13 protein-coding genes are annotated in these 23,876 nt (G+C 36.1%); all 13 read right to left on the reverse strand.

The annotated features are described in order from the left end of the window. Window positions 1-10: 10 nt before the first annotated feature. Window positions 11-1,978: a glycoside hydrolase family 97 catalytic domain-containing protein gene (locus ACNC7R_RS17495; protein ID WP_417942304.1), complete on the reverse strand. Its 1,968-nt coding sequence runs from the start codon at window positions 1,976-1,978 to the stop codon at window positions 11-13. Between the two features lie 69 nt (window positions 1,979-2,047). Next, window positions 2,048-3,403 carry a glycoside hydrolase family 43 protein gene (locus ACNC7R_RS17500; protein ID WP_417942305.1) on the reverse strand — a complete coding sequence of 452 codons (1,356 nt, stop codon included), beginning with the start codon at window positions 3,401-3,403 and terminating at the stop codon, window positions 2,048-2,050. A gap of 39 nt (window positions 3,404-3,442) precedes the next feature. Next, on the reverse strand, window positions 3,443-4,774 hold the full coding sequence (locus ACNC7R_RS17505) for a glycoside hydrolase family 43 protein (RefSeq protein ID WP_417942306.1): 1,332 nt from the start codon (window positions 4,772-4,774) through the stop codon (window positions 3,443-3,445). Window positions 4,775-4,792: 18 nt separating this feature from the next. After that, the gene (locus tag ACNC7R_RS17510) at window positions 4,793-7,267 is read right to left on the reverse strand and encodes a TIM-barrel domain-containing protein (protein ID WP_417942308.1); all 2,475 of its coding nucleotides are present in this window, start codon (window positions 7,265-7,267) and stop codon (window positions 4,793-4,795) included. Between the two features lie 55 nt (window positions 7,268-7,322). Further along, window positions 7,323-9,917 carry a xylan 1,4-beta-xylosidase gene (gene xyl3A, locus ACNC7R_RS17515; protein ID WP_417942309.1) on the reverse strand — a complete coding sequence of 865 codons (2,595 nt, stop codon included), beginning with the start codon at window positions 9,915-9,917 and terminating at the stop codon, window positions 7,323-7,325. Window positions 9,918-9,966: 49 nt separating this feature from the next. Continuing rightward, on the reverse strand, window positions 9,967-11,538 hold the full coding sequence (locus ACNC7R_RS17520; protein ID WP_417942310.1) for a glycoside hydrolase 43 family protein: 1,572 nt from the start codon (window positions 11,536-11,538) through the stop codon (window positions 9,967-9,969). Between the two features lie 78 nt (window positions 11,539-11,616). Continuing rightward, the gene (locus ACNC7R_RS17525; RefSeq protein ID WP_417942311.1) at window positions 11,617-13,908 is read right to left on the reverse strand and encodes a beta-L-arabinofuranosidase domain-containing protein; all 2,292 of its coding nucleotides are present in this window, start codon (window positions 13,906-13,908) and stop codon (window positions 11,617-11,619) included. 23 nt (window positions 13,909-13,931) lie between these two features. After that, window positions 13,932-16,391: a glycosyl hydrolase family 95 catalytic domain-containing protein gene (locus tag ACNC7R_RS17530; protein ID WP_417942312.1), complete on the reverse strand. Its 2,460-nt coding sequence runs from the start codon at window positions 16,389-16,391 to the stop codon at window positions 13,932-13,934. Window positions 16,392-16,740: 349 nt separating this feature from the next. Further along, entirely contained in the window at window positions 16,741-18,093 is a 1,353-nt protein-coding gene (locus ACNC7R_RS17535; RefSeq protein WP_417942313.1) for a DUF3526 domain-containing protein, read from the reverse strand. Window position 18,094: 1 nt separating this feature from the next. Next, window positions 18,095-19,531: an ABC transporter permease gene (locus ACNC7R_RS17540; RefSeq protein WP_417942314.1), complete on the reverse strand. Its 1,437-nt coding sequence runs from the start codon at window positions 19,529-19,531 to the stop codon at window positions 18,095-18,097. Between the two features lie 9 nt (window positions 19,532-19,540). Beyond that, window positions 19,541-21,838, reverse strand: a complete 2,298-nt coding sequence (locus ACNC7R_RS17545; protein ID WP_417942315.1) for a TonB-dependent siderophore receptor — start codon at window positions 21,836-21,838, stop codon at window positions 19,541-19,543. A 28-nt stretch (window positions 21,839-21,866) separates the two neighbouring features. After that, window positions 21,867-22,562, reverse strand: coding sequence for an ABC transporter ATP-binding protein (locus ACNC7R_RS17550; protein WP_417942316.1), 696 nt, complete (start codon window positions 22,560-22,562; stop codon window positions 21,867-21,869). Window positions 22,563-22,804: 242 nt separating this feature from the next. Then, complete coding sequence (locus ACNC7R_RS17555; RefSeq protein ID WP_417942317.1) at window positions 22,805-23,158, reverse strand: hypothetical protein; 354 nt, start codon at window positions 23,156-23,158, stop codon at window positions 22,805-22,807. Window positions 23,159-23,876: the final 718 nt, after the last annotated feature.

A 23,876-nucleotide genomic window follows, 5' to 3' on the forward strand; every position in this document is an offset into this window, starting at 1 on the left:
AATATTTTGTTTAATTGACTACCAGCAGGCCTCCATTACAAGGTATTATCAATTCAAGCTGTTGGTTTTTATTCATTTTTACAGTGCTTATCTTTCCGTTTAACTGCATATCGTCGCTATACATTTTTAACTCATTTCCAGCCTGAATCATTGGTAATTTTAATTTAATTTTTAATGTTTCTTTTTGAGCATTTAAACCCGCGATATACCATTTCGCTCCTTTACGGCGAGCAAGAATTACATATTTCCCGGGATATCCTTCTAAAAAACGAACCTCATCCCAGGTTGTCGGGACTTCTTTCATAAAATTGATTGCCCAGTCGGGAGCATCAGTTAAATTGTTGGGTGCCAAAGCAAAATGCTGCACCCCACTTTGAAATAATACAGCTGTAGCCAAAGCAAAAACATCAGAAGTCATTCTTTTTGAACCTTTATTAGGGATGTTGTCGCTATTATAAAACTTGTTTAAAGCGCTTCCTCCAAAATCCATACTTCCAACAGTATTTCTGATAAAAGTATGTATAGAAGCATTTTTTGCTTCATTGTCACAACTTCCCTGACCAAAATGCAGATTCTCGCTAGCCAGTACAGCTTCGCTTGACGCATAATTAGGGTACATACGTTCCCAGCCTCTAGGAAGTGTGCAGCCATGAAAAATAACCATAATACCAAAATCGTTGGCATCTGTTAAAATATCTTCGTACAGCTTCATAGTTACCTGTTTATCACCACCAAAAAAGTCAACCTTGATTCCTTTAACTCCAATGCTTTTCATCCAGGCCATTTCTTTGCGGCGAATGATTGTATTGTCCATAATCCCTCTTGGTCCCTGAGGCGCATCGTTCCAATACCCATTAGAGTTGTACCACAGATAAAGTCCTACGCCTTTACTTTCTCCATATTTCGTCAATTCGGCAATTTTATCTTTACCTATTTGTGTATCCCAAAGTGCATCTACTAATATGGTTTCATATCCCATGGCATTACTAAAATCGATGTACTGTTTTTGAACCGGGAACGTGGTATTGCTATCCATTTTCATAATCCAGCTCCAGCTGCCTTTGGTGTATTCGTATTTTTTTGAAGCTTCATATTTCGGATTGACCAAATCAAACGGAATAGTAGTTTCTACAATTGGCGCCAATGTTTCTCCCACAGTAATTGTTCTCCATGGAGTTTGGCCCGGCAGAGCAATACCTGGCGAAGTTGTGCCATTCCCGTTATTTTCACCTGCCATCGGAAATCCTATTGTATATAAGCCGTTATCCTTCCCCATAAGCCTGCTTGCGCAATAATAACTATCTACACCAGTTTCAGAAATTAATACCCAGCCATTGCCGTTTACCTTAAAAAGACAAGGAAATGTATATCCTTCTCCTGTTCCGTTTTTACCCATTGGCCCATCAAGTGTATAAGAAGTTTCATAACTAGGCATTGTTCTGGCAAAACCTACCATCGATTTACTCTGTGGACACAAAAATGTAGTTGTTCCCTGAGGAAGAGAAAACCCTGAAGCTTCTTCCTGCACTACACATGAGCGTGATTCTTTTTGAGGATGTACTTCGTACTTAAAAGCAACATTATTATTGCTAATCCTGAAAATTACATCAATAGCTTTTGTACCCTCTTTGAGAAAAGAAAATATTGCTTCGTTTGCTGCATAATGTACCTTGCTTTGTTTTATATTGGCCAACTCATACGTCTCATCAATTTTATTTTGATTGACGTTTGTTTCTAAAGTCAATCCCGAACTAAAATCGCCAACATTCGTTTTTAGACCAAGTGGTGAATTTCCCAAAAATTGTTTTCCGTTATAAGCAACACTATAAAAAGCTTCTCCATTGTTTAACGAAACTGACACTTTTAATTTCCCGTCAGGACTCTCTAGAACCGATTGTCCATTCGAGGCAAAAAAGCTGAATAAACAAAGGCATAATATATACTTGAAGTTGATGATAGTTTGATAGTTAATTGGCATTTTATATAATTTATTGTTAATTAATGATTAGAGACCTGTCAATACATCTAATTGTTTGAACCGTTTTTATTATTTAGAAAACATCCAGTAATCGAAAAACATGATTTTGCTGGAAGCCTTTCCTTTAAATACAAAATAGACATCATGTATCCCTGTTACTTTCTTCACGTCTGCGGCAACAACTTGCCATCTGTCATTTCCTCCGGTCATTGGGACTTTTATTGTGGCAATCAATTCACCATCGGAGCCATCTAACCTAATTTCCATTGATACGTCACTATTATGAGTAGTACCAACACGTGCCGTAAATTTTGAAGCACCTTCTTTTCGGAAATCTACATCCTTGATTTTTGTAAAAGCATCGTTTTTCATGGCTGTGATAAAAACTCCCACTTCATCATTTTGCATCGCTTTTACATCTTTTGACCAGGCCATGGTTTCTGCTTCTGACTTAACATAAGGATTAAAAGTGGTCAGGCCTTTTTTAATTCCTTCGGTCATATTCATCTGTTTAATGGTACCATCCGGATTAAAAACAGCTTCTTCTACACATACTGACCGGGTAAAACCGCCGCCGCCTGGCAAAGCAGCATTATGATAGAAAAAATAAGTTTTTCCTTTAAAATCAATTACACCAGGGTGATTGGTAAAACTTCCGCCCTGTGTAGGCATTACGACACCCTGATATTTCCATGGACCAACCGGACTTTTGCTGGTTGAATACCCTATATGTTCTGAAATAGGACCTCCTGCAAAAAACAGGTAATACAATTTGTTGCTTTTATAAAGCCATGGCCCTTCTTCATAAGTAGTAGGTCTTCGCGGATCTTCTTTTCCTGTTCGTTTTCCAAATGATTCTATAGTATTGGGAAATACTTTTATTTCGTCATTATATGAAATCATATCTTCGTTTAATTTCACATAATGACATTCCGGATTGCCCCATAATAAGTAAGCCTGATGGTCATCATCAATAAAAACCGTTGGATCAATATCTGCATTACTGTTTTGTATTAATGGTTTCCCTAAAGGGTCTGTAAAAGGTCCATAAGGAGAATTTGAAACGGCAACACCAATACCGTTTTTACCCTGACGATCAGTTATTGGTACATACATATAAAATTTTCCGTTTCGTTCTATGCATTGAGGCGCCCAGGCATTCATTTTTGCCCAGCCAAAATTTTTATATGACAATACAGAACCATGGTCGGTCCAGTTTACCATATCTTCTGAGGTGTATAACTTCCAGTCGTTCATGGTAAACCAGGTCGATTCATCTTCGTCATGAGAAGTATATAAATACACTTTTCCGTTATACACCATAGGTGCCGGATCTGCTGTATAATTGGTTTGGATAACTGGATTCTGTGCAAACCCAAACAGCGGAATGATGTAGAGTAAAAATCGAATTTTATTTAAATGCATTTTATTACTTAATTTTATATTGCTTTGTCTGTAAAAAGATTATTCAAATTTCCACCAGTCTAAATTGAACATTTTTTCGTTTCCTTTAAATACAAAAAAAACATTGTGCAAACCCGTTACCTTTTTTACTTTGGATTTAAAAACCTTCCAGGTATCGAGATTCCCTGTATTTTTTATATCGCATGTGCCTATAAGCTCGCCTTCTTTGTTATCTAAGCGAATTTCTATTTTTCCTCCAGCTACAGAAGCCGCACTTATTTGAAAGCTTTTCGCTGCTTTTTCAAAATTAACAGCCCGGACCTCTACAAAGTCATTATTATCTATCTGAGTTATAAATACTCCGGTTTTATCATTTTTATCCGACTTTACTCCTTCGCTCCATGCCATAGTTTCAGCTTCAACACGTTTAAAAGGATTAATTGTTCCAACTGCTTCAGGTCCGTTTTCAGACCAGTAAGATAATGTTTTAATAGTTCCGTCTTCATTGTAAATGATTTCGTCCATATCCACTGAACGTCTTTCATAGAAAGTAGAAGTTTCTCTTTTTATTAGATCGTAGCTATGTCCGAAAACATATGATTTGCCTTTGTAATCAATGATTCCCGGGTGATTGCCTCTTGTTTTTTCGCTCGCTTCAACAATCATTCCTTTATATTCCCATGGACCTGTCGGAGTTTTACTCATTGCATATCCTATACCCTCAGGACAGCAGGTAGACGCATATGACATATAGTAATGTCCTTTACGTTTATATATCCAAGGACCTTCCTGATAGTTTTTTGGTTTAGTAGGTTCTTTCACAATTTCTCCTGAAGTCGAAATCATATCTTCATTTAGTTTTATATAATATACATCAGGGTTTCCCCAGTATAAATAAGCCTGACCATCATCATCAATAAATGGGCTCGGATCAATATCATTCCATAGGTGATTGTCTTCAATCAAACGCTTTCCTAATGGATCCTTAAACGGGCCGTAAGGACTATCCGAAACCAACACACCTATTCCTTGTCCATGCATTGGTGCATACAGATAAAATTTGCCGTTTCTCTCAATACACTGGATTGCCCAGGCTCCATTATCATGTTTTACCCAGCTAAAATCCTTCAGAGAAGCAACTGTACCGTGATCCGTCCAGTTCACCATATCAGTTGAAGTATAAAGCTGCCAATCAATCATTTTGAAACCTTTTGCATCGTCCTCATCATGTGAAGTATACAAGAAAACTGTGTCTTTGTAAACCATTGGGGCAGGATCTGCTGTGTACTTTGTCTGAATAATAGGCTGTTGCTTAATATTACTTTGGGCAGTTCCGTTTAAAACGGCCATAATAAACATGCAAAGCGTTGTAATCTTATTTTTTTTATTCATTGTTTATTATATTTTTCTTTACAATTTAATTGAAACCTCATTCCCGCTATAACTGATAACTTTGTCAGTTTGTTCACTTGCTGTATCAGATATTCCTGTTTTTGAAGAAGCTTTTACAACTTTAAACTTTCGTTCTTTTATCATTCCGGAAAAAGATCCTTTTTGCTTACTAACAGTTAGTATTTTTTTCGAATCATTCCACTTAAATGTAATAGTTGCGTATTTTCCTTTTTCGTAATTATAATTATCTCCTTCATCTTCATAAAGAGTAAATTCACCATTCGCTCCTTCATAAATTCTAATTTCAAGATCATCCCATTTTTTTTCATTAACATATTGCACTTTAGGTCCTATTGGAATGATGGAACCTGCTTTAATAAATAATGGTATTTTATCTATTGTTGTTTCCTGTTCTATCTCCTGTCCGCCATTGTATTTATTATTTGTCCAGAAGTCATACCAAATGGCACCTGCCGGTAAATAGACTTTTTTCGATTTTTTCTGAGCGAAATCAACAGCCAGTGTTTTAGGTTTATCAGAAGTGTCTTTTTTATCCCAGCCGGTATCTTCATTTGTTTTTACAATTGTTTCAGGAGTATATTGTGCATTGATAACAGGAGCTACCAATATGGACTGGCCAAATAAATATTCTCTATTCAGATCTTTTACTTTATCATCTTCAAAGTCCATCATCAAAGCGCGCATCATGCTCGATTGCCCATTGGTTATTTTCCATGCATTTGAATAAATATAAGGCAATAAGGCATATCGTAAATTGATTGTCTTTTCAATAGCATCATAGATTGGTTCTCCTTTTTTTCCAAACTGATATATTTCTCTTGGAACATCCGTACCATGTGAACGCATCATTGGAGTAAATGCCCCAAATTGCAGCCATCTTACATATAGTTCCTGATAAGCAGGATTTTTTGCTCCAGAACCTGCATTTCCCCCTCTGTTGTAGGCACCTGCAAAAAAACCTCCAATATCACTATTCCAATACGGAATTCCGCATAAAGAAAAGTTTAATCCGGCAGGGATTTGATTGCGCAACATTTCCCAGGACGAATTAACATCTCCAGACCAGGTATTGGCACCATAACGCTGCTGACCTGCAAAAGCTGAACGGGTTAGAATAAACACCCTCTTGTCTGAAGTTACCTCACGCTGATGATCATAAACTCCGCCAACGGTCATTAATGGAAAAGCATTTCTAACCTTTCTGAATGATCCTAAAAAGGTTTTATTATCAAAATCTTTTGGTTTAAAGTCTAAGTGATCAGGTTCTGTAGAATCCATCCACCAGCCGTCGATTCCAAAAGAAAACAATCCTTTATTCAGGTATTTCCAGTAAATATCTCTTGCCTCGGGGTTATAAGGATCGTAAACCTGCACTCCAGAAGGAAAGTTCATATCAGGTGGCCAGACATCTTTTCCTGACTGTGGCCAGGTTTGAAAATCCATCAGCATATTTTTTTCTTTCAGCTCCTGAAATTGAGGTGTTTTGGGTCCAAAAGAGGACCAGATTGATATGATCAGGTGTGCGTTTAGATTATGGATATCATCAACCATTTGCTGCGGTTTCGAAAATTCAGGATTTAAAAAATTCATCCCGTTCCAATGATAATTATCGCCCCAATACTGCCAATCCTGAATAATGCCATCAAGAGGAACTCCTAAATCACGGTACTTTTTTACTACCTCAACCGTTTCATTTTGACTTTTATAGCGTTCACGGCTTTGCCAGAAACCAAAAGTCCATTTGGGAAACATGGGTACCTGACCGGTCAAGTCACGCATATTAGCAATTACTCCGTCAGCATTCCCGCCACCCATAAAATAGTAATCAATGCCGTCTCCAACTTCTGATTTAAAAGAAGTTTCTTCCGGATTATCGCTAAAATCAGTTGGTGAATAATTATCCCAAAACAATCCGTATCCTTTATCAGACTGAAAAAAAGTGACAAAATCCCACGTATTATTCTGCACCATATGTACTTTTTGATTTCGTTGGGACATTTTTCCGTTTTGCAGAATCCCCAGTCCATAAACAGATTCTTTTTTATCCAGAACAAAAGATTGTGTTACGGTGTACGTTTTGCTTCCACTATCATTAAAATCAGTAAAAACGGTACCTGATTCTTTTTCGTTCAACAATGCTTTTCCTGTATGACTTGCAAATGAAACACTTCCGGAATTACTATTGAGAATAACTTGCAATGCATCCGTTTTTAATAAAATCTTATCCGCTTTTTTGTCAATGCTAAATCTTGTTTTTTCCGGGTTTTTAATTACCGACAAACTTTTTTTCTGAAAATTGTCTTTTTCAGGATATTTGATCACTCTGACAATTTGAGGACTGTAAATCTGAATTTCTACAACTGTTGCATTAATGACTGCTTTTAATCCTAATTGTGTTTTTTGATAAGATTGAGCTTTAGCTGCTAAGCTCATTAAAAATATGGTCAGTAATGTGAAATATACCTTTTTCATAAACAAACGTTTTTTAATATTTATAAATTCTTACAATCGGATTAATGATTTGAATTTACTGAATTGAAATTTTTAGTATTTTTAAATCTTTAGCATCTGAACTATTCCCATAAAGAACTTCGTATTCGCCCTGAGCTACATTCATCTGATTGATTTTTGTATCATAGAATTCAAATGAAGATGCCGGCAAATCTATAGTTGCATTCTGCTTTTCACCTGCTTTTAAATTGATTCGTTTAAAAGCTTTTAATGTTTTCAAAGGACCGTCAGTATCCTTTACTTTTCTGACATATACCTGAACAATTTCAGTTCCTTCACGCTTACTGATATTTTGTATTGGAAAACTTAACTGTGTGTTTTCAGTTGGTTTTATATTTGTTTTACTCAGTTTACCTGCTCCAATATTAAATTTTGAATAACTTAAACCATAACCAAAAGGGAATAAAACATCTGTAGTGTATCTGTAGGTACGGTTTTTCATGGAATAATCTTCAAAATCACCTAATATTTCTGAATTTCTATAAAATGAAACCGGAAGCTTTCCTGACGGATTGTAATCTCCAAAAAGTACATCGGCAACAGCCTGACCTCCTGATTCTCCCGGATACCATGCCTGCAAAATGGCATCGCAGCTCGAAGTTTCAGGCGTTAAAGCAATAGCAGAACCAGAACAGTTTACAAAAATTACTTTTTTTCCCGCAGCCTTTAATTCTTGCAAACATTTTCTCTGAACAGCCGGAAGTTCAATATTGGTACGGTCACCATCTTTAAAACCAGGGTAAGAAACAGGCATTTCTTCACCCTCAAGCAAAGTCGAAAGTCCGCCAACAAAAACCACCGTATCGGTCCCTTTTAATTTTTGGATCAGTTTGCTGAAATCTACATCAAATCCTTTTCCAAAATCGAATTCAAGATTGGCCTGCCAATTGTTAGACTGCGCATACAGGATTTCAATTTTATATTTTTTCCCAGCCTCAACAACAAATGGGATATTGGACGGTACCGTTCTCCAATTGTTATATTTTGAAATTGATTTTCCATTAACCAACAATTCAAAAACTCCGGTAATACCCGTTTTAAATACAAGTGTATCATTTTGTTTCGCTATATATTCTGCTTCATATTTTGCAGAAAATCCTTCCAGTTTAACCCCTGAAGCAAACTCATGCTGACCTGCAGTTGTCATCTTCATCGGATTTACAATTTGTTGGGATATAACACTCGCTCCTTCTCTGTTGGGATTATTCCAATAAGTAGCTTTCATTCCTTTTTTGCCTTCAAATGAAAGTTGGTCAAAATAGGTCTGAGTCACTTTATCTTCTACTAAATCACAGGCTTTGTCATAAACGATTTTATCTTTACTCATTTTAGATTCAATTCCTTCCTTAATGGTAATTGTTCTAACCGGAGTCCCATTATAATTCCCCCACAACATCGGCTCATTATCAGCATTTGGCCCTATCAATGCTATCTTGCCAGCGGCTTTATTTAAAGGAAGAATGTTGTTTTTATTTTGTAAAAGCGTCATTGTTTTCTGAGCCATTTCAAGCGCTAACTGCTGATGTTCTTTATTATTCAGAACCGATGCAGGGATTTTTGTCCACGGTACAATGGCATCATCATCCATTTCTCCTAAGTCAAAACGGCCTGTTAAAACACGAAGCAGGCTTTTATCAATATCTGATTCTTTGATTAAATCTTTTGCCACAGCCTTTGGGAGTTCTTTAAAAGGATATTTTTCCCAAACACATTCTACGTCAGTTCCTGCAAGTACCGCTTTGGAAGCAGCGTGTACTGCATCTGATGAAACTTTATGAGTCGTATAAAAATCAGTGACTGCCCCGCAATCTGAAACAACTAAATATTTAAATCCCCATTCGTCACGCAAAATACGCTGCAACAGACGGGTATTGCTGCAGCAGGGTTCATCGTCCAGACGCTGATAAGCACACATGACCTGACGTACATCTGCATCCTGTACTAATGATTTGAAGGCAGGCAGATAAGTTTCGTATAATTCACGTGGATTTACATTATTGAGATTCAGTTCGTGTCTGCTCCATTCAGGTCCGGAGTGAACAGCATAGTGTTTTGCACACGCTAGTAGTTTTCGGTATTTAGCATCTGCCGACCCTTGTAATCCTTTCACCACAGAAATCCCCATTCGGGAAGTAAGATAAGGATCTTCGCCATAGGTTTCCTGACCACGGCCCCAACGCGGGTCCCTAAAAATATTGACATTAGGAGTCCATACTGAGAGGCTTAAAAAACGTTTGTTTTCGTTTCCGTTCTGAATCCACTGATTGTATTTTGCCCTTGCTTCATCTGATACTGCATCAAAAACACGATAAACAAACTGATCGTCAAATGAGGCAGCCATACCAATAGGTTCCGGAAAAACAGTTACATTATCATTATTGGCATAACCATGTAATGCCTCACTCCACCAGTTAAACTTTTTAATGCCAAGTCTCGGAATAGCATCAGACTGATCGCACATCAATACTGCTTTTTCTTCAAGTGTCAATCTTGAAATTAAATCCTTAGCCCTTTGCTCTGAGCTCAGAGAAGGATTCTGAAAAGGATATTGCTGTGCATTTAGGCTGAATATTGAAAATAATGTTATAATGATGAGATTATTGATTTTCATATTTTGGTTTCAGAGAGTTAATAGCTATGTTTTAGAAAAAGCAAGAAAATTAATTTGCCTTTGAAATTTTATCATCAATATTGAAATAATCAAAATCTACAAAACCGCCTGTATTTTTTGTAGCATAATTGAAAAGTCCAAATCGATATCCCATAAAATGCGGAATGGTGTAAGGTAATTTAATTGCATTACCAATGCTGATCCATTTTTTCCCGTCCAGACTGTAAAAAAATCTTCCTGTATCAGCCCTGTCTTTGAAATTACATTCTGCTTTAAAATATATTTTGTCCTGATTTAAAGAAACACTTTCAATTTCTTTTGCAGTTCCTTTTTCAGCAACTGTAATTGTAATTTTCTTTACACCATTTTCCGCTTTCACAGCCACATAACCAAAATCTTTTTGTAATAATGAAAGTCCGGCTATATCACCCTCTTTCATTTTAGATATATCTATCAGTGTAGAAGCGGAACATTCGGGGCCAAAAGTTCTTTGCGTTAAAGTATTCTTAGCCTGCAAAAAGCTATTATCTATCCTGCCTGTTTTTAATCGTAAATACCCTTTTCTCTCATTTAGGGACCAAAGTGAATTATCCGGATTATGATTCCACTGCCAAACTAACGGCAATTCATTTTTACCATTTTTTCTGGTAAAATCATCAGTGTTCACAATACCCGGAATAAGGGTTTTATTTGCTGGTAAATCCAAATATTCAGGCACTTTACCATTTTCTCCCAATACAGGCCAGTCATTTTCCCATTTTACAGGAACCAGATAAGGAATACGGCCAACACCACCGTAATCTCTAAACAAGTAAGAATACCATTTTCCATCAGGCGTATCGATAAGTCCGCCTTGCGCAACGCCTAAATCCTGCAAGCCTATTCTGCCTTCCCAAGGACCTGTTATTTTATCTGCCCGATGTATCACTACGGTACGCATCCCTCCTTTTGGCCAGCAAATATTAAACAAATAATATTTGCCTTTAATTTTAAAAAGCTGCGAGCCTTCTGACGGCAGCATTATATTGTCTCCTGCAGGCGCATGTGCATTTTCGATTAAAACTCTTTTTGTTTCTTCTTTAACAGCTAAAAGGTCATTTTGTAATTCTATAATTTGAATTTTTCCTGCGCCCCAAACCATATAAACCTTACCATCATCATCAAATAGTAGAGAATGATCATGGTAGGAATTATTTAAAACAATTCTTTTCCAAGGCCCTTTTTCAATATCTTTTGTTGAAAATATGTAGGTCTTGCCTGTTGTTCCCGAAAAAGTGCTTACATAATAAGTCCCATTATGGTAACGAAGGCTGCTTGCCCATGAACCCCGCCCATAGTCATTTTTTTCATTATCCAGATTCAGTTTATCAGCATCATTTTCCAGTGTTTCATAGGCATAACTAACCAGTTTCCAGTTTATCAAATCCTTTGATTTCATAATGGGCACTCCAGGATTCATGTGCATTGTAGTACTGCTCATGTAATACGTATCTCCTGCCCTAATTATAGATAAATCCGGTACATCTGCATAAATTACAGGATTATGCGCCTTTTTATCCTGAGCCGTTACCACAGACAGCGTAATAAAACTCAATAATAAGATGTGATATCTATTTTTCATAATGATGTTTTTAGGTTTGAAACGTATTCCCGTATTTTTATTTTTTTTTACTTGTAACTAAATTGAGTGCACTACTTTCTAGTTTTTGACAATTCTTAATTGATAAAACCTTGGACTCTTAGCTCCATTCTTAGCGCTTATTTTAATATTGATTATCTCAATTTTGTCAACATTTAACCTAATCGTTTTGTCATCTGCAGCAATTACCTCAGCTGGTTTATCATTAATCAATATCGTGATATTATCCATTTTCAATTCATCCAGAACACTTATATCCAAAAACTTTCCTAAACTGTTTTTGTTTAGCAATTGATACGAAATGTAAGCACGTGTATCTCTCCAGAACTTGCCATCATCATAACCAGAATTACTTTTCTCCCCTTTGTATAAATGATCTACTTCAGGCTGTTGTTCACCACAATTAACTTTATCGACTGTTCTAGCCTCCAGAGCCAGGGCTTCGATTTCCTGTTGTTTTAATAATTGTTGCTTTTCCTTGTAATCCTCTTTAGAATAGGTTTGAAAATACATTTGATAACGGGCATCATGAATTTCGAAAAAAGGCTGTAATTCTAATGAATCTAAACTAAAATGAAGTTTTTCAGTTTCTTTAACTTTTGTCAGGTAAGAATCTTTTTCGCCCACCAAAGCGTAAGCCTGATCTAATGGAAAATATTTTCCTCTTGTGGCATGCCCCATCCTGCTGTCATCTGCAAATAGGCCATCCAGTCCTTCTGTAGAAGTTTTCGCAGCTAATACAATTGGTCCATTGACAAAAGCACTCCAGTTTGAACCATCGGGCAGACTCTCTAAATGGGTCATAGTTTTGAATGTAATTGTAACTTTATCCCCTGATTTCCATTTTCTGTTAATTGGAATATAGCCTGAAGCCTGAGAATTAACATTTGCTATATTCTGAACCTTTCCGTTTACCAAAATTTCAAAGTTTTCAGCCCATTTTGGATGGCGGATATTCAGTACAAAAGTTTTAGATTTTTTAAGTTTTATGACAAGTTCTGTACTGTTTTCATAAGGAAATTTAGTGGTTTGCTCTAATGTTATTCCTTTTTCTTTCCAATTTAAAACAGAAGGAATAAAAAGGTTCACAAAAACATTATCATTTGAATGACTATAAATTAATTCGCCATATTTAGTATGATTTTCCAATCCGGAACCCACGCAGCACCACATACTGGTTTCAGGTTGTGAATATACCCGATAATGATTTGGCCTGATAGGAGTAAAATAAACAAATCCTCCTTTTTCCGGATGCTGACTCGACAGGATATGATTGTATAACGTGCGTTCATAAAAATCGAGATAACTAACATCATTTTTGTTTAAAAACAAAGCCTTGCTTAGACGCTCCATATTGTAGGAATTGCAGGTTTCGGGGCCTTGATTGGATTTTATCATACTGCTAAAATCATTTATTGGATTAAAATGTTCTGCAACACTATTTCCTCCAAAGGCAACACTGCGTTTTTGAGTTACATTATCCCAGAAAAACGCTACCCCTTCCTGCCATTCGTTATTACCCGTAAGAGTGGCAATTTTCTCAAAACCTATCACTTTTGGTATCTGGGTATTGGCATGCATACCGGTAAGTTTATCTTCTTTTTTCAATAATGGATTTAAAAAAGCCTTTTGTGATAATTTTTCAGCGGTTTCAAGGTATTTTTTATCTTTTGTCATACTGTATAAATCCGCAAAAGATTCGTTTATGCCTCCATGTTCTGTCTTTAAAATTTTTTCAATCTGTTCATCAGAAAGCGGACGAATTAATTCGATAAACCAATCTCCCAGTTTTATTAAAATATCTTTAGCTTTTTCATTTCCTGTATAACGATAAGTATCATACAACCCAGCAAAGAGTTTGTGGATATTATAGATAGGAACCCAGGTATTATTCAAACCAAAACCACTGCCATCAATATCTCCATTATGAATGCGATCCCAAAAAACTTTGCCCTGTGGAATCCCACCAACATACCCATTTCCATTTTTATCCTGACAACGGGCCAGCTCAGAAATCATATAATCTGATCTGTTTTTAAGTTCCATATTTCCTGTAGATGCATACATCATCGCTAAGGCAGAAAGATAATGTCCTCCGATATGACCATCTAATCCAATGCTTTCCCAGTTGCCATAGCGGCTTTCTTTAACAGGAAGACCTGCGTCAATTAAATAGGGAGCCAAAAGTTTATCCGGCTTAAGATCAAAAATATAATTCAAATCGACATCCTGGGCATTTTTAAACGGTCCTTCTTTCAGTCTTATTTCGCTTGGGTCAAACGATTGCATCTGAGCTATAACAGAAGATGTTATAAGCAAAACAAACAGGCAATATAAAATTCTATGTTTCATCTTAAGGCATTACTATAAAAAAATTATTGAATAAGAAATGTATATACTTTCCCTTTTAGGGTCATCAGGTCGTATAAATAAGAAGCCTTAACATCTAATACTTTTATATTAGATTCATCAGAAATAATTGGCTTTTGAATTTCATCAAGCTGATAAAAAACATTTGGATTGACTCCTGATGCATTTTTCAATTTTTTATTATCCTTTAAAGTTATTTCATTTGGAGTTCTCAATCTCAAGTTCCCTCCCAGATTAGACTGAATGCTCAGAGCAACTAGTTTTCCCTGTTTCCATTTCATATTCTTTATTTCAAAACCGCCTCTTGCTTTCAGGCCACTTATTTCGCCATATTCACTCAAAGCATCGGGTAAAGCAGGAAGTAAATGAATGGCACCATCTGAACTTTGCATTAACATTTCAGTAATCCCTGATGTACAGCCAAAATTTCCATCAATTTGAAATGGGGGATGCGCGTCAAAAAGATTGTTATATGTACCTCCTCCTTCATTTACACCAAGTGGAGTTAATTGATTCTGAATCAACTTATAAGCATGATTACCATCCTGCATTTTAGCCCACCAGTTTACTTTCCATCCCATACTCCATCCGGTTGAGACATCACCTCTTTGCAATAGCGTATTTTTTGCTGCTGCAAAGAGTTCAGGAGTTTGATATGCCGAAATCTGATTGGAAGGATATAACCCATATAGATGGGAAATATGGCGGTGATTATCTTTAGGATCATCAACATCATCGAGCCATTCCTGTAATTGATTATGCTTTCCTATCTGCATTGGAGGAAGCATTTTTCGTAACGTTTTAAGACTATCAGCAAATTCTTTGTCTTTCCCTAAAATCTGGGAAGCCTTAATAGCTGTACTGAAAACATCAAACACAATTTGATTATCCATCGTAGATCCGGCAGTAACTGCTGATCCCTGGTGGGCTTTTGGGGCATTTTCAGGCGAATTTCCAGGCGCTACAACCAGCCAGCCATTTTTTGGATGCCTTACTAAAAAATCAGCATAAAAAGCTGCGGCCCCTTTTACTATATCATATGCAGATTCAAGATATTTTTTATCTCCGGTGTATAAATAATGTTCCCAGATATGTTGGCTCAACCATCCACCTCCTGCATTCCAGACGCCCCAGGTAGCTCCGTCAACAGCACCGTTGATTCTCCATATATCAGTATTGTGATGCGCAACCCAACCCCTTGCCCCATACATTACTCTTGCCGTTTCTTTCCCTGTTTCGGCCAGCTCCTTTATCATTTTTAAAAGTGGCTGATGCATCTCTGCTAAATTCGTTTTTTCAGCAGGCCAGTAATTCATCTCTGTATTAATGTTTATAGTATATTTACTGTCCCAGGCTGGCCTCATATTATGATTCCAGATACCCTGAAGGTTTGCCGGCTGACCTCCGGGCTGTGAAGACGAAATCAATAAATATCGACCATACTGGTAATACAGTGTTACCAATGAAGGATCAAAAACATTCCTAAAATTAGCCAGCCTTTGATCAGTTGGTAATTTCGCTGCATTTGTTGTTCCTAAATCAATGTGGACCCTGTTAAAAAATTTTTGATAACTGGCGATATGAGCTTTTCTCATTTTCTCAAAATCTTTTTTAAACGCTTTGTCTAAGAAAGATTTTGCAAGTTTGCTTTCTGAGCCACTAAGATCATTATAATTAATAAAATTAGTTGCTATTGAAACATAAATCACAACAGAATCTGCTTTGTCAATTTTTATGGAATTCCCTTCAGACCTTATGGTTCCTCCTTTTGTTTTAAATCTGGTCAGTGCGTTAAACCTTACTTTTCCTTCTACACCCTCATGATCACTTGTAGTACCTGAAAGAGAGAGCGTATTATTTACATCTGTCTCTATTTTTTGTTTTTTATGCTGAGAAGTAAATCCTGCATTTAAAGATAATTTACCAGGCATGTCTGCTGAAAGTTTAATCACTAAAACTCTATCAGGAAAGGATGTAAAAGCTTCCCTTGTATAAGTGACGCCATTTATTTTATATGTTGTTTTAGTTACTGCTTTTTCAATATCCAGCTCACGGTAATAATCTGTATAATGTTCCTGATCAGAAAAACTGATTTCTAAGTTTCCTACTGGCTGAAACATCTGTCCATGAGATTTTTTCGTGATAATATTCTCATTTATTAACTTTTCTGCTTTTTGATATTCACCCTGAAAAATAAGGCTTCTTATATCATTTAGCGCTCCTTTTGCATTGGGATTATCATTTCTGTTAGGACTCCCGGTCCACACAGTACTTTCATTCAATTGAAAAATTTCTTTTTCTACATTACCATAAACCATGGCTGCCTGAAAACCATTTCCTATTGGAAGTGCATTTTCCCAAAGCTTACCTGATGGGGTATCATACCAAAGCTTTAAGGCTCTTTTTTCCTGAGCAAATGATGCCATTACCAGAAAAAAAAGAAAATGTACTAGAATTTTTTTCATAATTAATGAATTATACCATAAAATAATTTTCAAATATTCTGAATAGAAAATTTTAAAAGTGTCCATATCACACTTATAATAATTACAAATATAACACAAAACTTAATACAACAATCGGTTGTTTTATTTTTTTTTATTTATAATTAAAAAAAAATATTAAATTGTTTCATATAATATATTTTTTAATACTAAAAAATAGCAATACCGAATATATAGATTTTATTAAAATTAAAATTCCGATATAAATTTAAACTTTTCAGAGAGGTATGATTTGCTATTTCAGCAAAAAAAAGGCTGTCCTTACTTTTCGGACAGCCTCTTGTTTATGGTTTTTATAGGTAATTTTAATTTAAACAATTTGTTTTTCTTTCCTGAAATTCATCCAGCCTAAACTAATCAGCAGCAAATTGAACAAAACCAGTGGTAAAAAGGCTTTTGCAAAATTGGTTTTCGAAGTATCTTCAAAAGTTTCCACCTTAAATTTCGACCAGTTTTCCTTTTTTACATCGGCATTGTCAAAGATTTTCGGGTAGAAATACATGCGTAGTTTTTCATGAAAGGCTTTCGTTTTTTCAATGAATAAAAGCTGGTTTCCTAAGTCAGATTTGGCAATTTCGTTCAACTGGATCTGAGTGTGCAGCGTCGGAATAAATTGTGCAATGTTTTGACTGGCTTCGTTTCGCTGGTTAAGTTTTGTTTCCAGTTCTTTTGACTGAACTAACGATTCGTCGTCGCCCATTTGCTGCATCGCATAATACCAAAGCCAGCTGAATTCGGTATCAGGCAAGATATACTTTTTGAACTGTGGGTAATGACTATAAAACTTCTCCATTGTTGACTTTTTATCCATATCCCATTTTTCATGGTACGCATTTCGCTGTTTCAGCGTCAGCTCTAAAGCTTCCGGAACAGGGTATTTATTTACGATATAAGTATTGATTGTTGTCGGAAGAATAATAATCAGAAACAACCAGATCGTTAATAAAATCACAGCGTTGAAATTGGAATTTTGCTGCAGGGAAACGATAAAGAAACAAACTGAAAACCAAAAAAAGATATACAAAATACTGATGATGTAAAAAGTAAAAAGTGAACTGTCTAATGGAATATTCAATAAGAAAATTGCAATAAAAAAGATAAACGTTAACAATACAATCAAACTTAAAATTCGGATGTAAAACAATTTAAGAATGTACAAAAAGGTATTATCACTTTGGGTTGCCACGATTTTCCAGGTTCCGGATTCTTTTTCTTCAGAGACCACATTATAGGTAAAAGCAATAATCAGAAGCGGAAAAAGATAGATCAGCACAAAACTAAAATCAAGGTTTCCTAGTAAAAGATTAGCCGGATTATGGAGTTCCGAATCATATTTCTGCCCTTCCAGTCCTCTGATCGTTACACTTTGAATCGACGGATTGACATCGCGCTGTCCAATTGCCAGACTGTTAATCGGGAATGTTTTATTGACAAGTGAAAATTTTACATAATAGAGTAGCAATCCCATTTCGTCTTTGTGAAAAGAAGCGTTTCTGGCAATATGGTATTTTTGATAAACCGATGCTTCGTCGATATTTTTATTTTGTTTTTGTTGAAACTGATGTCCAATTAAAAGACTTATAAATCCTATAAGCAACAAAAAAAGTAAGCCAACTTTTGTTCCTTTAGATCTTAGGAAATTTTTAAATACTAATGCTAACATATTAAATGGCTTTTAGGTTTTTTGACGCAGTCCGGATTAAGATAAGTAACAGAATGATCCATATGAAAAGGGAAGCAACTGAGATGATTTCGTTCTTTAAAACAGTTCGGATATCTTTTGGCTCATAATGAAATTCCTTTACATCAGCCCAATGTTCTTTATTAATTGAAGCTGGTTTACTTTTATCATTGCTGATATATTTAATCTGCAAAGCATTCATTTTTTGAGCCATATTATAACGATAGGTCTCAGCTTGTTTCTGAAAATCGATGTACGAATCGTAATCGGTATTCGACAATCCCATCGATAAATTTTTCATTGCTATATACGGATTTAAAAACGACACCGCTTTTGAGAAACTGTTTTGTTTGTCGTAAATCTGAAGCAGGTTTTCCAAATGCTTGTTGTAAATAGTAGAACTGATTTTCTCTCCTTCGGTCATGATGAAACCGGAATAATTAAAGGGTAGTTTCTGCACCGAATCGATTTTGTAAACCCTGAGTAAAGAATCTTTTATTGCTTTATAATGCTGGTCATTCGGATTATGGCTGTCTCCCTGTTTCAAAATATCTTTTTCAATATCGCTGTTAAACTGGATTTTAGAAGGAGCTTCATAAATATAAGCGCCAATTGCCTGCGTTGTTTTCGGTAAAATAATTGTGAAAACCAACCAAATCCCAATTAACGAAACCAACGCTTTTTTTGAAGTTTTGACTGAAGCAGAAACTAAAACGGCAATGGCGCAAAAAAATATCAGGTATAGAAAATGAAATCCAATAAACAAGATCATTTTAACACTTTCGTCAAACGAAATGCGGAAGTTCTGAAGCAATAACCACATGAAAACCAAAATAATAATGGCTGGAACAAAAAGCATCATGATGACGGAGGCAATCCCGAGTGCTTTACCTATTAAGAGCTGCTTCCAGCTGATGCCCTGACTTAACAGTAATTTCAAAGTTCCGTTTTCTCTTTCGGCTGCGACCGAATTAAATCCGAGGAAAAAAATCAATAGTGGCAGTAGAATTTGTAAAACCATAGCAGTACTGATTTCTCCAAAACGAAGCATACTATTTGAAAATCCGGCCTCCGAAAAATTGGCCGTATTTTGCTTATGTGCTTCCAGAAATATAGCATTCCCAAAAAAAGGTTCCATTCCAAATTCAAAAACACTCAGTGAAGTACTTTTTCGAAAAGCAAAATTTCCGTAATGAGCCATTCTGTGGGGGTTCTTATCCGGATTTTTCAGCCAGTCTTCCCTGGATTGGTGCTGAAATTTTTCGCTGGTTTGATTTTGATTACTATAACTCTCCCAGCCTGAAAACATAGCGTATAACAATAAAATCCCCATAAAGAGGGTAATGATATAAACAGCCTGATTTTTAAAAACAGATTTTCTGAAATGTCCGGCTATTAAATTTTCTACGGGTAATGACATAACTGCAGATTAAAATTTATAAGTTACGGTAAGGGTCGCATTTCGTGGCGCGCCGGGAAATAACCTCAAATAGTTCTGAGCGCCTAACCAGTAAGTTCTGTTGAAAATGTTTCCTGCATTTATAGCTATCTGAATATTGCTTTTCTCTGGTTTGTAATATACAGCGGCATCAAAAATGGTGAAATCAGGAATTGTAAAATCTCTGGTAAACCATGGGATTTTGCTGCTTTGATACTGCATTCCTAAACCAACTCCCAAATCTTTTAAAACAGTATCAGATTTAAAATTGTAACGTGTCCATAAGTTGGCGCTGTTTTTTGGCGTGTTTTGTTTTCTGGCACCAATTAAGGAAGCATTGTGATCGTTTGTAATCTTAGCATCAATATAACTGTACGAAGCATTAATTTGCCAGTCTGGTGTAATGTATCCGGCCAAATCACATTCGAAACCACGACTGCGTTCAGAACCTCTGGTTACCAGTAAATCAGGGTTAACGGGATCGTTGGCATTCATCAGGATATTGCGCTGGTTTATTTCATAAACAGCAGCGTTAAAACTCATTGAATTGTTAAAGAAACTAGCTTTTAAACCCGCTTCTTTCAAATTACTTTCGAGAGGATCAAACAAACTTCCGGCAGGTAAACTCCCGGTTTGCGGCATTAACGTAACGGTGTTCGATTGTGGTTGATAGCCTTCGAGATAAGTCGTATAAACATTGATAGTGGTATTGATTGCATACGTAATTCCTACACGTGGCAGTAAAGCCGACTTCTTAACAGTTAATTCGTTATTAGTCTCGTAATTGGTGATGTCTTCAAACCATTCGTTTCGTAACCCCAAAAGAAACGTAAACTTGTCCCATTGAATCTGATCCTGAATATAAATAGCATTCGTAGTGGTCAAAGCCGATGGTAATGCTGTTCTCACGTTTAAAGTATAATCATCAGGACTTCTTACGGTATAAGTCGGATTATTTAAATTGAAATAATTTACGTTTGGTTTTGGCAAAACAACGCCGTCAATTGTAACAGTCTGATAATTGGATGCATTTGCAGGAACAAAAGTGCTGGCAACAGTTCCGTCTTTCAAGAGGTAACCTCTGGCTGCATTTTGTCCCCCGCCTTTTGTTTTGTTCCAGCTGCTTAAATCGTAACCTGTTAGTAGTTTATGATTTAGTTTCCCGGTTTTTAGATCGAAATTAAAAAAGGCTGTTAAGTTGTCCACATTCCAATATTGCTGACGCTGTACAAATTGCATCATGGCCAAGCTCGTTGCAGGCTGATTATTCATGTCAACGGCAAAGGCATTAGTGGTTCTGTGCTCCTGAAGATCTTCTGTCCAGGTTTGTTTCATGTACGAAGCATTGAAACTAATTTTAGAATTGAATTTATGCGCAAAATTCGTCATCAAAATCATTTCTTTAGACCTGAAAAAATCACTCGGAGCACCCAGATTCAAACTTATTGGGGTTTTGTTCAAATCTGTCACTCCGGCAACGGCACCAAAAATGGGCTGTCCTCTGTCTAAAATTCCTTTCATGTCGCTCAGGATCAATTCAGTATTAATAGCGGTTCTGTCATTCGGAATATAACTGAAAGATGGCGAGATAAGGAAGGACTTGTTATTCACTATATCACGAAACGATTTGGCTTCCTGATACGCACCGTTTACACGATATAATAATGTTTTTGATTCGTTTAACGGACCTGTAAAATCAAGAGTTCCGCGCAAAGTGCTGAAACTTCCAGCACTCATGTTGACCTCTTTATGTTCAGTTGCCAAAGGTTTTTTGGTCACCAGATTGATGCTTCCACCCGGATCTACTGATGAAAACGTAGCACTCGAAGGTCCTTTTATTACTTCCACACGTTCAATATTACTAGTAAGCGGCTGCAGGAAATAATATTGGCGTGTACGCATTCCGTTGATGATTTGCCCTTCTTCGTTCTGGCTGATTCCTCTTATAGTGTATTGGTTGTAATAGCTCGCTGGTATTACACCGCTGGTCATTTTTACCGCATCGCCCAGATAAATTGCGGCTTTGTCTGCAATTAATTCTTTAGTAACTGTTGAAATTGATTGCGGAATATTTTTATTGAGTGAAGCTGTTTTTGTTGCGCCAAAAGAATAATCGCTGTTGTATTTTCGGGTAGATCGGCCTAAGATTTCTACCGTTTGCAGTTCGTTTAATTTGGTTTCCGCTTTAACGGAATCCTTAGCGATACTGTCTTTGATTTTTGTGTTTGTCTGCGCCTTTAAGTTAACAGTGCTAAAGACAAAAAGCAGTACTATAAATAGATGTTTCATTTTTATGTAGATGGAATTTTTTCCTTTTTTAAACAGTTTGTAAGTATAAATCTTCAAGTTCGTTTGCTGATATTTTTTTTGCCTCGATAATGGTAACCAGATTGCCCTGTTTCATGATTCCGATGTGTGTTGCAACTTCTCTCGCCCTGAAAATATCATGTGTAGCCATTAAAATTGCTGTTCCGTCTGCCGAGAGTTCTTTTAGGATTTGAGAGAATTCGTTTGAAGCTTTCGGATCTAAGCCACTTGTAGGTTCGTCTAATAACAGCACTTTCGCCCTTTTGGCAATGGCGATTGCAATCCCTACTTTTTGTCGCATTCCTTTTGAGTAGCCGCCCAGATTTTGGTCATGAGCTGAAATTTGCAAACCAGCTTTGGTTAAAAAATAAGTCAGTTCTCCTGTTGAATATTTGAATCCGGCCAGAGACGAAAAGAATTTCAGATTTTCGAGTCCGGTAAGATTTGGGTATAATATTACCGTTTCAGGAATGTATGCCACATCTTTTTTGGTTTTATCTGGATCAGTAACTACCGAAATATTGTTGATTTTAATTTCCCCCTCTGTTGGTTTTATAAAGCCGAGAAATAAATTTATTGTAGTCGTTTTTCCGGCGCCGTTTTGTCCTAACAGCGCAAAAATTTCTCCTTGTTTGATAGTTAAATTCAAAGCGTTCAAAGCAATTTGATCGCCGTATTTTTTAGTCAGGTTTTCTGCGGTAAGCATTCTTTAGATTTGTTTGGGGTTATAAATAAGATCTTGTTCACAAAACACAAGGTGTCTTCTGAATCAATCTGTATTGTCGAGATAGGGTGGAGTTTACTAAGTGTTGTTTCAAAAAACAAGATATGTTATGATCTAACAGTTCGTTTTTTCTCAAAAAAATATTTTTGACCGGAAAATAGTCATACAGCTATGCTTGGCTTAAAAGCAAAGAGAATGATTCTTTTTGAAAGGAATATAGTAAACTAATACAGAGCTGGAGGTGCTCTTAAAGCAAAAAGACTGCCGTTGAAAAATGTTGCTGTTATTGAGCTGTAAATAAATGTCTTTACAGTAGGAAATTTTGTTTTATAGAAAGAATAAGTGTGAAATGTGTTAGAAATAAAAGTGCTAAATGCAAAATGACATATTGAACAATTATTCTCAACATTATGACTGTGTGTAATTTGCTTTTGACCGGAAGTGTATTTATGGGCACAATGTTTTTCATGAATTTGTGCATAAAGATGCTCGTAAGAGTGAGCTGTCTGAAAAAGCATTGCGAACAATACGGTCAAAGACGCTAAAAGATTAATTATGACGAATTTCTTTTTATTCATTCTTACTTTTGGAAATATCAGCTGTAATAATGCAACCGAGTTGCAAATATAGGAATCTTATTTACAAAAGAAAACAAAATCATTTTATCTTTTTCGAAAGCTTAATTATGAAAAATTATTTTTTAATGATTTCTTTTCAGTATAATTTTTTCAGACTTTTATTGCCGTTATTACATGTTACATTCGGAAGAATTTTTCTGAGGCTAACACTTTTATCGGTGTGCTTTTCTAAATTAAACTAATTGATTTTGATTTTTTTTGTGTGGTGTTTTTCTTCAGGACAGTTGATTTTCAATTGCGAATTATAGGAGAACAGAAAAAATCATCAAAATGGTTTCCGATACATTTTTGTTCCGTTTCTCCGCACAAAAAACAGTAACTGACGTTTTTGTATTACCCCCCACACAGGTTAACTTTATTTTTTTATAAAGTTTGTATTTCATGAATTTGTCTTGAAAACAGCTGTCTTTAAACCAGACAGTAACGTCATACTTTGACAGCTTTCTTTAACCCAGAATCCGCATTAGACGTTGTTATGAAGCTGAATTATTCAATAAAAGCAAGTGCTGACGGATTATTTTTAAATGAGGAATACTTTTGTATTTTGATTTTAAAAATTGGAGTAAGTACCTGGTTTTGAAGAAGAATTCAGATGTAGTAGATTTCTAGCTCTGGGTTTAAGCAGGCAAAGATATAGTCGATGGCTGGAATGGCTTCT

This window comes from Flavobacterium adiutor (assembly GCF_048282555.1).
In the GTDB taxonomy this organism is placed as follows: domain Bacteria; phylum Bacteroidota; class Bacteroidia; order Flavobacteriales; family Flavobacteriaceae; genus Flavobacterium.

Coding starts and splice junctions, on each gene's coding strand:
- ACNC7R_RS17500 (WP_417942305.1), bottom strand. CDS start 3,403: ATGCATTTAAATAAAATTCGATTTTTACTCTACATCATTCCGCTGTTT.
- ACNC7R_RS17495 (WP_417942304.1), bottom strand. CDS start 1,978: ATGCCAATTAACTATCAAACTATCATCAACTTCAAGTATATATTATGC.
- ACNC7R_RS17555 (WP_417942317.1), bottom strand. CDS start 23,158: ATGAATAAAAAGAAATTCGTCATAATTAATCTTTTAGCGTCTTTGACC.
- ACNC7R_RS17530 (WP_417942312.1), bottom strand. CDS start 16,391: ATGAAAAAAATTCTAGTACATTTTCTTTTTTTTCTGGTAATGGCATCA.
- ACNC7R_RS17540 (WP_417942314.1), bottom strand. CDS start 19,531: ATGTCATTACCCGTAGAAAATTTAATAGCCGGACATTTCAGAAAATCT.
- ACNC7R_RS17520 (WP_417942310.1), bottom strand. CDS start 11,538: ATGAAAAATAGATATCACATCTTATTATTGAGTTTTATTACGCTGTCT.
- ACNC7R_RS17535 (WP_417942313.1), bottom strand. CDS start 18,093: ATGTTAGCATTAGTATTTAAAAATTTCCTAAGATCTAAAGGAACAAAA.
- ACNC7R_RS17550 (WP_417942316.1), bottom strand. CDS start 22,562: ATGCTTACCGCAGAAAACCTGACTAAAAAATACGGCGATCAAATTGCT.
- ACNC7R_RS17545 (WP_417942315.1), bottom strand. CDS start 21,838: ATGAAACATCTATTTATAGTACTGCTTTTTGTCTTTAGCACTGTTAAC.
- ACNC7R_RS17505 (WP_417942306.1), bottom strand. CDS start 4,774: ATGAATAAAAAAAATAAGATTACAACGCTTTGCATGTTTATTATGGCC.
- xyl3A (WP_417942309.1), bottom strand. CDS start 9,917: ATGAAAATCAATAATCTCATCATTATAACATTATTTTCAATATTCAGC.
- ACNC7R_RS17510 (WP_417942308.1), bottom strand. CDS start 7,267: ATGAAAAAGGTATATTTCACATTACTGACCATATTTTTAATGAGCTTA.
- ACNC7R_RS17525 (WP_417942311.1), bottom strand. CDS start 13,908: ATGAAACATAGAATTTTATATTGCCTGTTTGTTTTGCTTATAACATCT.